At 44.7% G+C, this 15139-nt stretch carries 13 protein-coding genes and 1 pseudogene; 9 read left to right on the top strand and 5 right to left on the bottom strand.

The window, feature by feature from the left end; translation table 11 throughout:
• Positions 1–58 precede the first annotated feature (58 nt).
• The 4 genes from AC0L6V_RS01965 to AC0L6V_RS01950 all read right to left on the bottom strand — a co-directional run bounded on the left by AC0L6V_RS01965 (position 59) and on the right by AC0L6V_RS01950 (position 3722).
• Positions 59–802 carry a hypothetical protein gene (locus AC0L6V_RS01965; protein ID WP_418138721.1) on the bottom strand — a complete coding sequence of 248 codons (744 nt, stop codon included), beginning with the start codon at positions 800–802 and terminating at the stop codon, positions 59–61.
• Positions 803–1382: 580 nt separating this feature from the next.
• Positions 1383–1886, bottom strand: coding sequence for a GNAT family N-acetyltransferase (locus AC0L6V_RS01960; protein WP_409419283.1), 504 nt, complete (start codon positions 1884–1886; stop codon positions 1383–1385).
• Between the two features lie 9 nt (positions 1887–1895).
• Complete coding sequence (locus tag AC0L6V_RS01955; RefSeq protein ID WP_409419850.1) at positions 1896–2912, bottom strand: DUF2333 family protein; 1017 nt, start codon at positions 2910–2912, stop codon at positions 1896–1898.
• 12 nt (positions 2913–2924) lie between these two features.
• Positions 2925–3722 carry an SPOR domain-containing protein gene (locus AC0L6V_RS01950; protein ID WP_265217077.1) on the bottom strand — a complete coding sequence of 266 codons (798 nt, stop codon included), beginning with the start codon at positions 3720–3722 and terminating at the stop codon, positions 2925–2927.
• Between the two features lie 110 nt (positions 3723–3832).
• On the opposite strand from AC0L6V_RS01950, the gene dsbD reads away from it, so the two are divergent.
• The 9 genes and pseudogenes from dsbD to purD all read left to right on the top strand — a co-directional run bounded on the left by dsbD (position 3833) and on the right by purD (position 14795).
• Positions 3833–5653 (top strand): protein-disulfide reductase DsbD, encoded by a 1821-nt coding sequence (gene dsbD / locus AC0L6V_RS01945; RefSeq protein WP_265217076.1) that lies wholly within the window; start codon positions 3833–3835, stop codon positions 5651–5653.
• A 393-nt stretch (positions 5654–6046) separates the two neighbouring features.
• Positions 6047–6496 (top strand): acetyl-CoA carboxylase biotin carboxyl carrier protein, encoded by a 450-nt coding sequence (gene accB, locus AC0L6V_RS01940; protein ID WP_265217075.1) that lies wholly within the window; start codon positions 6047–6049, stop codon positions 6494–6496.
• Positions 6497–6516: 20 nt separating this feature from the next.
• Positions 6517–7858 (top strand): annotated as a pseudogene (gene accC / locus AC0L6V_RS01935) (acetyl-CoA carboxylase biotin carboxylase subunit).
• A gap of 119 nt (positions 7859–7977) precedes the next feature.
• Positions 7978–8868, top strand: a complete 891-nt coding sequence (prmA, locus tag AC0L6V_RS01930) for a 50S ribosomal protein L11 methyltransferase (protein ID WP_265217073.1) — start codon at positions 7978–7980, stop codon at positions 8866–8868.
• A gap of 45 nt (positions 8869–8913) precedes the next feature.
• Positions 8914–10215 carry a zinc-ribbon and DUF3426 domain-containing protein gene (locus AC0L6V_RS01925; RefSeq protein WP_265217071.1) on the top strand — a complete coding sequence of 434 codons (1302 nt, stop codon included), beginning with the start codon at positions 8914–8916 and terminating at the stop codon, positions 10213–10215.
• A 156-nt stretch (positions 10216–10371) separates the two neighbouring features.
• The gene (dusB, locus tag AC0L6V_RS01920) at positions 10372–11340 is read left to right on the top strand and encodes a tRNA dihydrouridine synthase DusB (RefSeq protein ID WP_473482543.1); all 969 of its coding nucleotides are present in this window, start codon (positions 10372–10374) and stop codon (positions 11338–11340) included.
• 118 nt (positions 11341–11458) lie between these two features.
• Complete coding sequence (gene fis, locus AC0L6V_RS01915; protein WP_012070668.1) at positions 11459–11737, top strand: DNA-binding transcriptional regulator Fis; 279 nt, start codon at positions 11459–11461, stop codon at positions 11735–11737.
• Positions 11738–11825: 88 nt separating this feature from the next.
• Positions 11826–13403: a bifunctional phosphoribosylaminoimidazolecarboxamide formyltransferase/IMP cyclohydrolase gene (purH, locus tag AC0L6V_RS01910; protein WP_265217763.1), complete on the top strand. Its 1578-nt coding sequence runs from the start codon at positions 11826–11828 to the stop codon at positions 13401–13403.
• Positions 13404–13508: 105 nt separating this feature from the next.
• Positions 13509–14795, top strand: coding sequence for a phosphoribosylamine--glycine ligase (gene purD / locus AC0L6V_RS01905; RefSeq protein ID WP_265217069.1), 1287 nt, complete (start codon positions 13509–13511; stop codon positions 14793–14795).
• A gap of 82 nt (positions 14796–14877) precedes the next feature.
• Here purD and AC0L6V_RS01900 read toward each other — a convergent pair whose 3' ends face one another.
• Positions 14878–15129: a hypothetical protein gene (locus AC0L6V_RS01900; RefSeq protein ID WP_265217067.1), complete on the bottom strand. Its 252-nt coding sequence runs from the start codon at positions 15127–15129 to the stop codon at positions 14878–14880.
• Between the last annotated feature and the right edge of the window lie 10 nt (positions 15130–15139).

The raw sequence follows: 15139 nt of genomic DNA, 5'->3' as shown, positions 1-15139 counted from the left end.
ACACCGCCATAATTTGCCGCCTGAAGCGCAGCATAAGACGGTCAAATTGATGACGTTGTTAAGCATAACGCTCTGAGATTACTTCTAATGCAGATATTAACTCCAGGGCTGTATTTCTTACAAAATCAACTTGCGCCGGAGAAACATCTTCGCCGTGTATGGCTGGCGAGCAAACAGAATAAACTTCTCTAATAGCATTGCCCATTTGAGGTGCGATTAGCTCATTTTTTATCAAATACTCTACAATGCGAAAAACCGGTTCTGGCCTACGCCTTTTGTCTTCTGCTATAGAGTTAAATATTGTTCTAAGTGATTTTTCTATTGAATAACGTGCCCTGAATAATATGTCTAGGTCGGTAGTAGCAGGATTACTGTAAAACTGGGATACATCTGAATTCCTTGGCGCATACCCTTGCATTGCAGATTCGACAGCTTTTTTGACCTGCTCTTCAATATTGTGAAGTTGTGAGTCTGGCGGAGGTGGATAACCGAACATGAAGTTGGGGCTCATTGACTGTGAATTATCACTAGTCACTTTAACTTCGTTTCTTATAGACGCTATTTCTTTAGAAACGTGCTCTTTGACCTCTTCAATCTGATTTTTAAATTTAAGACCAAACAACTCCATTTCGTTAAAAAAGGGCACCAAACACAAAACAACCCATATTATAAAAACAAGCGCATCAAACCACTGGGCCTGTGATTTCTGTAACTCTGGATACCTGTCAAATAGATAGAAACCTATGGAGAATATAAGGACAGCCCACCAGAACGTTTTAAAATTTTTCGTTAAGAATTCCATGCTATGCCTTAGTGTTGCTTAACAATTAAGGGTTATACGGCAGCGTAGCTGCGGCTATAACCCACTGTTGAACGGCAGCGTTGTCTGTATAGGGGTTTTGCTTCTTTCATGGTAGGACTTCCCTGTTATATAACTCGCTAAATGCCAAAGCCTGTCTGGACTATGCTGCTTCTGATGCTCTTTGAGCACTGTTATGTTGGTTCTTTGTTTGCTCTTTGTAGCGCGATTTGACCCGCGAGGCAAGCGATTCGCTCAGGCCTTATGGCCTTACTTACTCTTCTCTGTCGATCCGCGAAGCGGCTTATCTCAGTAATTAGACTTAGTTCAACAATTAATAGTGCGCCTGCACGTTTAGTTTTTTGTCGCCCTGAAGGACGACCTACATGTGAAAGCTTCGCTTCCAACGGCATTTTTTTAATTAGAGAGTCGCTGCGCTCATGATGCCCTGCGGTTTGCCTTTACACGAATAGTCACGAAGAAGTCCGTTCGACGCGTTATTTCACCCAATAGACAGCTCAGCAGAGCGGAATAAAGGTTGGGAAAACAAAGCCCTTGAAAGGAAACAAATATACCTGAAGAACTAAAACTCTCGTCCCAATAAAAGCACGTCTTCTTTGATCTGTTCATTCTGGGCAATGTTGGGCAGTAGCCCCCATTGCTCAAATCCTTGGCGTTTAAAGAAGCCTTGGCTTTCTAGGTTACTGGCGTATATGTATGCGATAAGGTGGGTAAAACCAATGTGGTGACGTTCTTTTTCTAGATAATGAAATAGCGCAGTACCAAGGCCCTTTCGGTGCTGTGTTGGCAATACATACAAGCTGATTTCGCTAGCAGCGTCGAAAGCTGGCAGTCCGTAGAAGGGCTCAATTGAGCACCATGCTATCACGTCACCCTGCTCTTCTAATACGAACATGGGATGTTTATCCGTCGCATTTTCCAGCCAATCGATAACATCTAATAAGCCGATGCTCAATTGGCGATGAGCAGAGTTATCGAAGAGATCGCACTGTTGGAATATGCTTAGAATAGCAGGGGCATCGTCCAGTATGGCGCGACGAATCCCCTGACTTACAGTAAATGGCATACGGTGTGATTACCCCTGTTGGAGCAAACGACGTAAATCAATGACCGCGGTGTTAGCACGAGCGATGTAAGAAGCCATGACTAAAGAGTGATTTGCCAAGACACCAAACCCACTGCCATTTAAGATAAACGGCGACCAAATGCTGGCTTGTGTTGCTTCTAGTTCACGGATAATTTGACGCAAGCTAACCAAGGCATTTTTATCTTGCAAGGTAAAAACAAAATCCACTTCTACCGCACGTAACATGTGAATCAAAGCCCAACTGGTGCCTCGCGCTTCGTAGAAAACATCATCGACTTTAGACCAAGGAGTTCTGACATAACGCGTGTTTTCATCCGACTCCAATTGTGGCTTGTCGTCAATAACACTGGCCGATAATCGCTGAGAAAGGCTACCTAACCGAGTACTGACATCCGATAGCCAATCAGCAAGGTTATCAGCACGGGCATAAAACTGAGCTTTATTATTAGACTCGCTCGACAAGCGATCAAGGTATTCCATTAACTCTTTATTGCCACGACGATATTCACTTTCACTGGATGGTAAGGCCCAACTTTTATTATCAAAATTAAATTGCGGCTCGGCTATTTTTAAGTTCACATCCTCTGTGGACTGAGATTGCGAACGGCTAAATTCTTTACGAAATGCTCTGGCAAGATCTCGTGACTGGACCAATACGCCAAACTCCCATGCTGGCATGTTATCCATGAACACTCCTGGCGGCATAATATCATTGGATATAAAGCCACCCGGTTTTTCCAACAAAGTATCTACTATAGAATGCAAAGTACTGGCTGTAGTGTAACCAACGGCGAGTTTTTTGCTGTTATTTAAATAACCTCGTTCAGCTGCTTTTTCTTTTGCGGCAGCCACAACGTCAAATTGATCTGGCTCACGGCTCCAGTACATACCTAAAAAGCTCAGTAACACCGCCATTATCAGTACAGCAAAAAAAACGATTTTCCCCATACCGGACATATTAATGTTTGGTTTTAAACTCTGCATTTTGCCCTTGAACCGTGACATCATCGACCTACCTTAATCTTGTTGTAATTCCACCATGTTATCAGCACGATTATACGTCATCGCACGAACACGAAACTCTGTAACACGACTATTAATGATCTGATAAAGCAAACGTGCTTCTTTGTCATTGGGCCAATAAATATTAATTGACTGCTGTGTCTTTGCCACGTCATCTATAATAGGCTGAATATTGGCAAGTATTTCTTTTTCACTTAGGCTGAAAAGATTACTAGGCAATAAGTACTGCCCTTCTTTTAATGCTTTCTTAACGCCCTGCGTGTTCGAATTTCTATTGGTATTGCCACGCTGACTTTTTATGCGAGAAGACATTTCCGTAATAGACGGATCTTCTGGATTAACAGAACGTGCATATTCTAAATACAGTGCAGATTTTGCATAGTCTTTACTCTGTGCCGCTTTCCACGCCCATTGGGTATAAATATCAACAATGGCGCTTATACCTTGACTGGCTCTAAAGTTGCCAGGATCTCGACCTAATGCGGCCTGAAAATATAAATTGGCATTATCATCCACTGGGGTCAAAAGGCGCTCTTCGGCAAGAGCCTCTTCGCCCATGGCAATCAAGTTAAGTGTAATACGCTCAAAAGCTGTTGGTGTTTTTACCACTTTCGGCTGCTGAGTCGGTGTTGTCGCTGGCGCCAAAGGCTTACTTGCAGACACTTGTTTTGGTGCTGTCTGCTGGGATTGTATTTTTGGTGCGGGCTGACTTTTCTGTGTCGGCTTTACGTTTCCCTGACAACCTGTCAAGAATACTACAGCAATTAGAAAAGAAACTAGGTTTTTACTCAATTTATCCCCTTGTGATTGGCAACTTAAAGATGGGTTGGTAGTCTACACCTTATACTCAGCGTGATGAAATATGGATTTACACAACTCGCCTAACTTGATTGAAGATATTTATGCGCCCACTCGCTCTACTGTTCTTATTGCTATTTCACAGCCTTTGCCAAGCGTTCACTTTCGGCCCGACGTCAAGACTTTCAGAACCAGAGTTCTTACCAGTGGATCAAGCCTTTCAATTATCCATTTCCGCGCCTATAGATGGCAAACTCACAGCAACGTGGCAGATTCAAGATGGCTACTACTTATACCAAGAACAGTTCAGCTTGTCTGGTGAACAAGCTCATAAATTACACTTTTCGCCTTTCCCAGCTGGTGAATCTCAACAAGACCCTTATTATGGTGACGTAATCGTCTATCGAGAGCAATTAAGCTTGCCGATTTACTACGACATTACGCTGACACCAGGCACAGAGATTAACGCTATGTTAACGTATCAAGGCTGTGCTGATAAGGGATTATGTTACGCCCCTCAGGCCATGCCCATTCAGTTTACCGTACCCGCTCTATCGCCTGAAATTACAAATAATAATGCACAAAATCTCCCACAAGGTAACAATACCTCTACTGTCCAAGATAAACCTCTCCAGCTTTCAGAAGCACAAACGGTAAGCCAATTGATCAGCACCAATACCTTATGGACCACATTGGCCGTAGTGTTTGGTTTAGGGTTGCTGCTTTCTTTTACGCCCTGTGTCCTACCGATGATCCCTATCGTTAGCGCTATTGTGATCGGATCTCGCCATTCAAAGCTAGGCGGTTTTTATTATAGCGCGGTTTATGTTTTTGCCATGGCGCTAACGTACGCCATGATAGGTGGATTAGTGGGTGTTTTTGGTATTCAACTGAATATGCAAGCTCAACTGCAAAACCCCGTATTATTAATGATCAGTGCCTTGTTATTTGTGTTACTTGCTCTCGCTATGTTTGGCGTGTATGAGCTAAGGCTACCCAGTGCTTGGCAACAACGTTTGCAAACGTCGAACTCTGTCTCTAATTCTACGTGGCGATCAAGTTTGAGTATTTTTGTCGCTGGTGTGCTGTCCACTCTTATTGTTTCACCTTGCGTATCGGCACCACTCGCTGGTGCCTTGCTGTTTATAAGCAGCCAAGGCAATGCTTGGTATGGGGCAATGATACTCTTTGTGATGGCGCTTGGAATGGGGGTTCCTTTACTGCTAGTCGGTGCATTTGGCCCTAAAATACTGCCCAAAAGCGGTGAATGGTTGCAGGATATAAAAGTACTAATGGGGTTTGGGTTACTTGCTATGGCCATCTGGCTACTCACTCGCTGGATACCTTCAAACAGCCATTTGTATCTTTGGGGCGCACTCGCGATAGCAATAAGCGGCTATTTTTTTCACCGAACGCGACAGGCCCTCTCTCATCCCGTTCGCTGGTTTTTTGCTTTACTATTCTTCATTGTAGGCAGTCTTCAGTTTATCGGTGCCACCACAGGTAGCAGTACCCCATTATCCCCCTTGAAAAATATGTCGTCATCCTCAATAACAAACAAAGAGGTTGTTTTTGATGCCACCATTACCAGTTTAGATGAACTTAATAACATCATCGCCAATCAAGACACTCGACCTATTATGCTGGACCTTTATGCTGATTGGTGTGTCAGCTGTCGGGTACTAGAAGAGATGTTTGTGGCTCCAGACGTCTCACCGCTGATCAAAAAGGTGCAATTGATTAGAGTCGATGTCACGAAAAATTCAGCACAAAATCAAGCATTGATGCAGCATTTCCACCTGTTTGGCCCCCCATCATTGGTATTTTTAGACCAAGAAGGTAACGAACGCAAAGCGCTGACCTTGATGGGCGAACCTACAAAATCCACCCTGATAAACAGATTGGAAGCCATTACCTTGCCGTGATTTAGATTGAAAAAGGAAGGGGTTTACTAGAGATCACAAAACAACCAAGGCAAACATTTTTAGGTTTTTTTGCCGCATAACTGGACAATATCCAGCTTTTTATCGATAATTTCCAGTTACATGCTTTTACAATTCTTATTTTTCATAAAAGCGCGATTTGCAGATCACAGCAAACTGTACACAGAAATTTATACATAGAGAATTTTGCACTAGGTACTAACAGATCTGGGTGAAAGCAAGAATAGACGCAGAAGCCGCATTTATAACTGTATAAATTCGTCTTTTAAGTATATTTAAGCCATACCTTAATAGTCAGTGATCCTGTACAAAACCTCTAATAGTCAGCGACCTAAGTATCGCTGATATCATCCATACAGACAGAAGAGAGTAACCATGGACATTCGTAAAATCAAAAAACTAATCGAACTATTAGAAGAATCTAACGTCTACGAGATTGAAATCAAAGAAGGCGAAGAAGCAGTTCGTATTAGTCGTGGTGGTGCGCCAGTTCAAGCACCTATGATGCATGCTCCAATGATGGCAGCCCCTGCTGCTGCCCCAGTTGCTGCTGCTTCGACTGCAGCGCCAGAGGCTCCAGCTGCAGTTACTGGCCACACAGTAAATTCTCCAATGGTTGGCACTTACTACAAATCTTCTGCACCAGGTGCCAAGCCTTTCATCGAAGTAGGCCAAAAAGTTAATGTAGGCGATACTATCTGTATCGTTGAAGCAATGAAAATGATGAACCAAATCGAAGCCGACAAATCTGGTACGATTGGTGCCATTCTTGTAGAAGATGGTGAACCAGTTGAGTTTGACCAGCCTCTTATTACTATCATTTAATCCAACGCAAAGGTTTCATCATGCTCGATAAGGTATTGATTGCTAACCGAGGCGAAATCGCACTGCGTATTTTACGCGCGTGCAAAGAGACTCGGTATCAAAACCGTTGCGGTTCACTCAAAGATTGACCGTGACTTGTTACATGTGCGCCTTGCAGATGAGTCTATCTGCATAGGACCCAACCCATCGTCTCAAAGTTACTTAAACATCCCTGCGATTATTAGCGCAGCAGAATTAACAGACACCTCTGCCATTCACCCAGGCTATGGTTTCCTTGCAGAAAACGCAGACTTTGCAGAACAAGTTGAAAACTCAGGATTCGTTTTTATCGGCCCGAAAGCAGAAACCATTCGCCTAATGGGTGACAAAGTTTCAGCTATTCGAGCCATGAAAGAAGCAGGCGTGCCGACCGTTCCTGGCTCAAACGGCCCAGTGCCTTCTGATCCAGATGAATGTTTACGTGTTGCAAGAGAAATCGGCTTCCCTGTGATTGTGAAAGCTGCTGCAGGTGGTGGTGGTCGTGGTATGCGTGTTGTTCATAACGAAGGCAGCCTACTAAAATCCATCAGCATTACTCAATCTGAAGCTGGCTCTTACTTTGGTGATAGCACGGTTTATATGGAGAAATTCCTACAAAACCCTCGTCACGTTGAAGTACAAGTATTGGCCGACGGTCAAGGCAACGCGATCCACTTATACGATCGTGACTGCTCTTTACAACGTCGCCACCAAAAAGTATTGGAAGAAGCTCCGGCTCCAATGCTTAACGAAGAATCTCGTCAAGCGTGTTTAAAAGCCTGTGTTGATGCTTGTATCAAGATCAACTACCGTGGCGCAGGTACGTTTGAATTCTTATACGAAGACGGCAATTTCTACTTCATCGAAATGAATACTCGTGTTCAAGTAGAGCACCCTGTGACTGAAATGGTAACAGGCGTAGATATCGTTAAAGAACAACTTCGCATCGCAAGTGGCTTGCCATTGTCCTTGAAACAAGAAGACATCAAGCTAAACGGCCACGCCGTTGAATCTCGTATCAACGCAGAAGACGCGAAAACCTTCATGCCTTGTCCAGGTAAAGTGGATTATTTCCATGCTCCAGGCGGCATGGGTGTTCGTGTTGACTCGCATTTGTACAGCGGCTATACAGTACCTCCTACGTATGACTCAATGATTGCCAAAATCATCTGCCATGCACCGGACCGTACGGCTGCACTAAAACGCCTTTCTGGCGCTCTAGATGAAACCTTCATCGATGGTATTAAAACCAACATAGAGCTACAAAAAGACCTAGTAAATGATGCTAATTTCATTGCTGGTGGCGTTAATATCCATTATTTGGAGAAAAAACTCGGTCTATAAAGGCCGCAGTTTTACCCCTAGTGATAAGATAAATCACTAGGGGTAATCATTTTCCTCTCGCCTCTCGCTTCAAGCTTCGCTATTCTATTCCTGTTTGTTTTATTGTTGGACTCCACTTTATGCCTTGGCTTCAAATACGTATTCACACCACGCCCGATCATGTCCCAGCTTTTGAAGATACCCTTCTTGAGTGCGGCGCCTTGGTTGTCACTTTTGAAGATGTCCATGACGATCCGGTATATGAGCCAGACCTTAACACTACGCCGCTATGGAAAAACACCAAAGTAACAGGATTGTTCGAGGCTGATGCCGATGTTGAACACATTCGCCCCGTTGTAGAACACAAAGCCGTGTCTCTAGGCGAAACAGATATCGATATGAAAATTGAAATACTGGAAGACAAGGACTGGGAAAGAGAATGGATGGATAACTATCATCCCATTCAGTTTGGTGAACGCCTTTGGGTATGCCCAAGCTGGCGTGAAGTCCCTGATCCAAATGCTGTTACGCTAATGCTAGATCCTGGCTTGGCATTTGGCACAGGTACCCACCCTACTACCGCATTATGCCTACAATGGCTAGACAGCATTGATTGCCAAGGCAAAATCATCATAGATTACGGCTGCGGCTCAGGCATTCTTGGCATCGCAGGCTTATTGCTTGGTGCTAACAATATGGTGGGCATTGATATCGACCCACAAGCCGTGCAAGCAACCGAGGCCAATGCAGAACGCAACAACATCGACCCTAGCCGTCTAGAAGTAAAGCTTCCGCCTTACGAATCCGATCTACAAGCCGATATTGTGGTAGCAAACATCCTTGCAGGCCCATTAGCGAACCTAGCACCGACTATTTCTGCGCTAGTTAAAACACAAGGTCAACTAGCCCTTTCGGGAATACTGGCCAACCAAGCACAGGAAGTGATAGAAGCCTATCAAGAATGGTTCACCATTGATTCCATTACAGAAAAAGAAGAATGGGTTCGTATCGTTGGCACTAAACACGCATAATAATCCATTAACCCAGTCAAGATTTAAACAGGAAGACAGCACCCCATGGCCAATAGCCTAATAACCCGTTGCCCAAAATGTTCAACCGCATTTCGAGTAAGCGATGAAGTATTAAGCATGGCCAAGGGCAAAGTCAGATGTGGCCAATGTTTTCACATCTTCAATGCTAGCGACTCCATCAACCACAAGGCAAAAGTTGAGCCGTCAATATCATCGGCTTCCCCAATCGTACAGACAGATAAGGCAAACATACAAACCGGCGATGTGGGCACACAGGTAGAAAAACGAGTGCCACCAACAGAAGAAATTGTCAATCCAGATTGGCTGGATACATTATTTGACGATAAAGATCTTAATCCTTTTGATGAAAACAGCTTAGTCACGACACTGGATCCTTACCAAGATGAGACCTCATCTCCTAAAAGTATCGACCAGAAAACAGCCAACAAACCATTAGATCCTCCTAGACCGGCCACAAATGCTAAGCGCTCAATGGCGGCGAATCGGTCTGACGAACCAGCCCCTTGGGAAGTTGAGCTTGCCGAAGTTGAGGCCGCTCTTAAAGCCACACCAACAGTCAATATACAGACCAATAACACCCCAGCGAACAACAACACGATAGCAAGAACACTCTCACCAGAGAGCATAACGGCAAAGCTGACAAACATCGAACAGCCGTCAGCAACGCAAAAAGAACCCGATTACATGACAGCACTGCATTCGCTAGCGCAAAGTGCAGCAGAACAAACACGGCCATCTGACCTCAAGTACCAACACAGCATTCTTGAGCAATTGTCTGCCCAGCAAAGCCTTGCTCCTTTACTCGGTGAAAATGAATCCAACTCACGCCGCAAAAACGGTCATCCATGGTTGTGGTTTTTCGCATCGCTCTTAGGTGCAGCACTACTTGCCTTGCAGATTGCCATGCACTTTTTTGAAGAAGGCAGCAGATCTTCTAACTTTCGATCCTTTTACAGGACTATTTGTTCTTATTCTGGCTGCGTTTTACCACGATTTGAGGATGTCAGTACCATCACTATCCAGCATGTGCGCATACAAAGCCACCCAACCCTCCCCAACACATTATTAGTCAATGCGATTATCAACAACATCAGCCGTTTTTCTCAGCCGATGCCCAAAATCGCACTAGAGTTTTTTGATTTAAATGGTAAGCCAGTTGCCGCTAGACTCTTTTCACCCAGCGATTACCTTCACAAAGATTTTCTAGATATTACTTATATGCCACCAAGTACGCCCATTCATCTTGTTATTCCCATACAAGATCCTGGAGCGCGCGCAGTGACCCACCAACTCAAAGCCTTCCCAGCAGACACTCGGTCCTACTAGTTTTGGAGTCTTTTTCTATAAAGGGCTAAAAAAGGACAAAAAATAGTCAGTTTTTAGCCTGTCAAGACTTCAAAAACAACGATTGCATAGGTATTATTCACGCCCGCTCGACACTGTCGACGATCTTTAACATTCAATCCAGTATTCAGGAACATCATGGCATTTGCTATTGGCCCATATTGCGTTGACAAACCTGTCATTCTAGCCCCTATGGCTGGCGTCACAGATTTGCCATTTCGCCGCCTTTGTCATGACCTAGGTGCAGGCTTAGTGGTATCAGAAATGGTTACTTCTGACGTTCGCCTGTGGAACTCGACCAAAAGCCGTCATCGCTTAATTCATGATGCAGAAGTCTCGCCGAGATCCGTTCAAATTGCTGGTGGCGATCCCCAAATGATGGCTGAAGCAGCCCAACAAAATGTTGAGCTAGGCGCACAAATCATTGATATCAACATGGGATGCCCCGCCAAAAAAGTATGCAACAAAGCGGCAGGCTCTGCATTACTGAAAGATGAAGCGCTTGTTCGTGAGATACTGGAATCAGTTGTAAATAGTGTGTCTGTTCCAGTCACTCTAAAAATTCGTACGGGATGGAGCCTCGATCAAAAAAACGGTCTTGCGATTGCAAAAATGGCAGAAGACATTGGCATTCAAGCCCTAGCCATTCATGGGCGAACGCGGGAATGCAAATTCCAAGGACAAGTTGAATACGACACGATTGCAGAGATTAAGCATCATTTGAGTATCCCTATTTTTGCGAATGGGGACATTAAAGACGCGCAATCAGCAAAATTTGTGAAAGATTACACCAAGGCGGATGGCATCATGATTGGTCGAGCTGCCCAAGGAAGACCGTGGATTTTTCGCGAAATAAACCACTATTTAGAAACAAACGAATTGTTAACACCTCCCTCTTTATCTGAGGTGAGACAGCTTGTTATTAACCACGTGCACGCCCTACATCAATTTTATGGTGATTATTTGGGTGTGCGTATTGCTCGCAAGCATGTTGGTTGGTACCTGCAAACGTTAGCGGATAACACACAATTTCGCAGCCTGTTTAATCGTATTGATAATACGCAAGAACAGCTTGATAAATTGGAAGAGTTCTTTGTTTGCCAATAGGCAAACGAACCTTACACTTAATGTAATGAACATCAAAAAAGAAGAGTTAGATCGCCCTTCTATACGATGCTCAATATACATTAACAAATGGTTAGCTTTAAAAATAGAAGGTCATTCTGTGGTAGAACAAACTCATACTCATACGTTTCAAGCCGCTTCTTCAGAGCAGTCACAAACACTACGTGACAACGTTGAAAAAGCCCTACAAAACTATTTCGCTCATCTTGATGGGCAGCCAATAACAGACTTATACCAGTTGGTCTTAGCCGAGGTTGAGGCGCCTTTGCTAGAGTCTGTCATGAGCTACACAAAGGATAACCAAACCAAAGCATCCACCATCCTTGGGTTAAATCGAGGAACACTTCGTAAGAAGTTAAAGCAATACGGCATGCTATAATCACAAAGAAAAAAAGGGCGAATTCGCCCTTTTTTTCGTCTTATCTTCCCCTTGTTTATTTAGTGTTAAATTAACTGCGAGAACCATGATGGCAAATCAAAATACCGTAACTCCAATCAAACGAGCGTTAATCAGTGTTTCCGACAAAACAGGCATTGTCGAATTCGCGCGCGAACTGACCGCTCAAGGTGTTGAAATTCTTTCAACCGGTGGAACTTACCGTCTTTTATTGGACAGCAACGTTAAAGCAACAGAAGTGTCTGATTACACAGGCTTCCCAGAAATGATGGATGGACGTGTAAAAACACTGCACCCAAAAGTGCACGGTGGCATTCTTGGTCGTCGTGATATCGATGGCGCTGTAATGAAAGAGCACGGCATTGAAGAAATCGATATGGTGGTGGTTAACCTGTATCCATTCGAAGCAACGATAGAACGTCCTGATTGCGATTTACCGATGGCGATTGAAAATATTGATATCGGTGGCCCTACCATGGTTCGCTCTGCTGCCAAAAACCACAAAGACGTAGCTATCGTGGTCTCACCTTCCAGCTATGAAAGCATCTTAGCGTCTCTTAAAGCAGATGGTGGCTTGACGTTTGAACAGCGTTTCGACCTTGCGGTTAAAGCATTCGAACACACTTCACATTACGATGGCGCCATTGCTAACTTCCTAGGTAAAAAAGTAGAAGGCGGCAGCGAAGAGTTTGCACGTACATTTAACCTACAATTCCACAAACAAGAAGAAATGCGCTATGGTGAGAACCCACACCAGAAAGCGGCTTTTTATGTAGAAGCGAACCCGAAAGAAGCCTCTATCAGCACGGCTAAACAAATCCAAGGTAAGGCGTTGTCTTACAACAACATAGCTGACACTGATGCCGCCCTTGAATGCGTAAAAAGCTTTGATAAACCTGCTTGTGTTATCGTTAAGCACGCTAACCCTTGTGGTGTCGCTACAGCAGCGACTCAATTTGAAGCCTATGATCTTGCTTTCCAAACAGACCCAACGTCTGCATTTGGTGGCATCATTGCCTTCAACCAAGAGCTAGACGCTAAAACAGCACAAGCGATTGTTGATCGTCAATTCGTTGAAGTGATCATTGCCCCAAGCGTTAGCAAAGAAGCGGCCGACATTGTGGCGACAAAACAAAACGTTCGCCTACTTGAGTGCGGCCAATGGTCAAAAGACAAGCCAGCAGCACTAGATTACAAGCGCGTAAACGGTGGTTTATTAGTTCAGGACCGTGACGATGGTGTCATTACGTTAGACGATCTTAAAATTGTCTCTAAACGTCAACCTAGCGAAGAAGAGCTAAAAGATCTATTGTTTGCTTGGAAAGTGGCAAAATTTGTTAAATCTAATGCCATTGTTTATGCCAAAGCAGAACAAACCATTGGCGTTGGCGCAGGCCAAATGAGCCGAGTATACAGCGCTAAAATTGCGGGCATTAAAGCCGCTGATGAAAACCTAGAAGTCGCTGGCTCCGTCATGGCGTCTGATGCCTTCTTCCCATTCCGTGATGGTATCGATGCAGCAGCACAAGCCGGTATTACAGCGGTTATTCAGCCAGGTGGCTCTATGCGTGACGAAGAAGTCATCGCGGCGGCAGACGAAGCTGGTATGGCAATGGTCTTCACAGGTATGCGTCATTTCCGTCATTAAAGAGCCGTCATTAACACATCGTTATTAGACACGCTAAAAAGACGTAACGCTTTAGTTAGTCGCCAGAGACCTAAGTCTCTGGCTTGCAATACAAAGGATTAGATAATGAAAGTTCTTATTATTGGTAACGGCGGTCGTGAACATGCTCTAGCATGGAAAACCGCTCAATCGAACCAAGTCGAAAAAGTCTATGTTGCCCCAGGTAACGCAGGCTCTGCCACTGAAAATAAAGTAGAGAACGTCAACATCGGTGTCACTGATATTGCAGATCTTGTGGCCTTTGCAAAACGTGAGAACATTGATCTAACGATCGTTGGACCAGAAGCGCCTTTGGTCATCGGTGTAGTCGATGCCTTTGAAAAAGAAGGTTTGGCGATCTTTGGCCCCACAGCGGCGGCAGCACAGCTAGAAGGCTCTAAAGCCTTCACAAAAGATTTCTTAGCGCGCCACAACATTCCAACGGCTGCTTACGGCAACTTCACTGAGATCGAGCCAGCGGTTGCTTACATCAAGCAACACGGTGCCCCGATTGTGGTTAAGGCCGATGGTCTAGCCGCTGGTAAAGGCGTTATCTTGGCGCAAACGGAAGCCGAAGCCATTGAAGCGGTTGAAGACATGCTACAAGGCAATGCCTTTGGCGATGCGGGCAGCCGTGTAGTGATCGAAGAGTTCTTGGTAGGCGAAGAAGCCAGCTTTATCTGTATGGTAGATGGCGAAACGGTATTACCGATGGCGACAAGCCAAGACCACAAGGCACGCGATAACGGCGACAAAGGCCCAAACACAGGCGGCATGGGGGCTTATTCTCCTGCTCCGGTTGTGACACCAGAAATTCATGATCGCATTATGAATGAAGTTATCATGCCAACGGTTAAAGGCATGAACGCTGAAGGTAACCGCTACCGTGGATTCTTATACGCTGGCGTGATGATCGCACCGGATGGAACACCAAAGACTCTCGAATACAACTGCCGTTTTGGTGACCCAGAAACACAACCAATCATGATGCGCTTGCGTTCTGATTTAGCACAAATGTGTTTGGCTGCCATCAATGGCACACTGGATACCATTGAAGCAGATTGGGATCCACGCGCAAGCTTAGGTGTTGTTCTTGCTGCTGGCGGCTACCCTGCCGATTACCCTAAAGGCGATGTCATTTCTGGTTTGGACACAGTCCTTCCTGAAGGTCAGAAAGTCTTTCAAGCCGGCACAACACTAAAAGACGGCCAAGTAGTAACCAACGGCGGCCGTGTTCTTTGCGCTGTTGCTCTTGGCGATACGGTTGCTCAAGCACAAGCGTCTGCTTACGAGGTTGTCAAAACTTTGTCTTGGGATAAGGTGTATTTCCGTACCGACATCGGCCACCGTGCCATTGCTCGCGAACAAAAATAGCCTTCTATAAAATACACAAATTGCTAAAAAGGCCTCTCTGAGGCCTTTTTCTTATCTAAATACGCAATATATACACTGTATGCTATTTTTTTAGCTGAGACTCTTTCTTATCCAACCACGCCTTGAATAAACGCCCAACTTCCAATACCAACAAACCAAATATAATACCGGCCACCCAATCAAAACCAAGGACGAAGCCTAATGTGGCGATCATCCCATAGCCATACATGAGATTTGTTCGTGTTGCAGGCTTCGACTGTCTGGCAAACCAAGTGACCCCCAACAGCAATAGACTAAACCAAACATAATGTTCCACCAAAATTGGATATAGCATTCAATCCCCT

It is taken from the genome of Marinomonas sp. G8-14 (genome assembly GCF_055808935.1).
The sequence above is the reverse complement of the archived record's forward strand: the minus strand, read 5'-3'. Positions and strand labels throughout refer to the sequence as shown.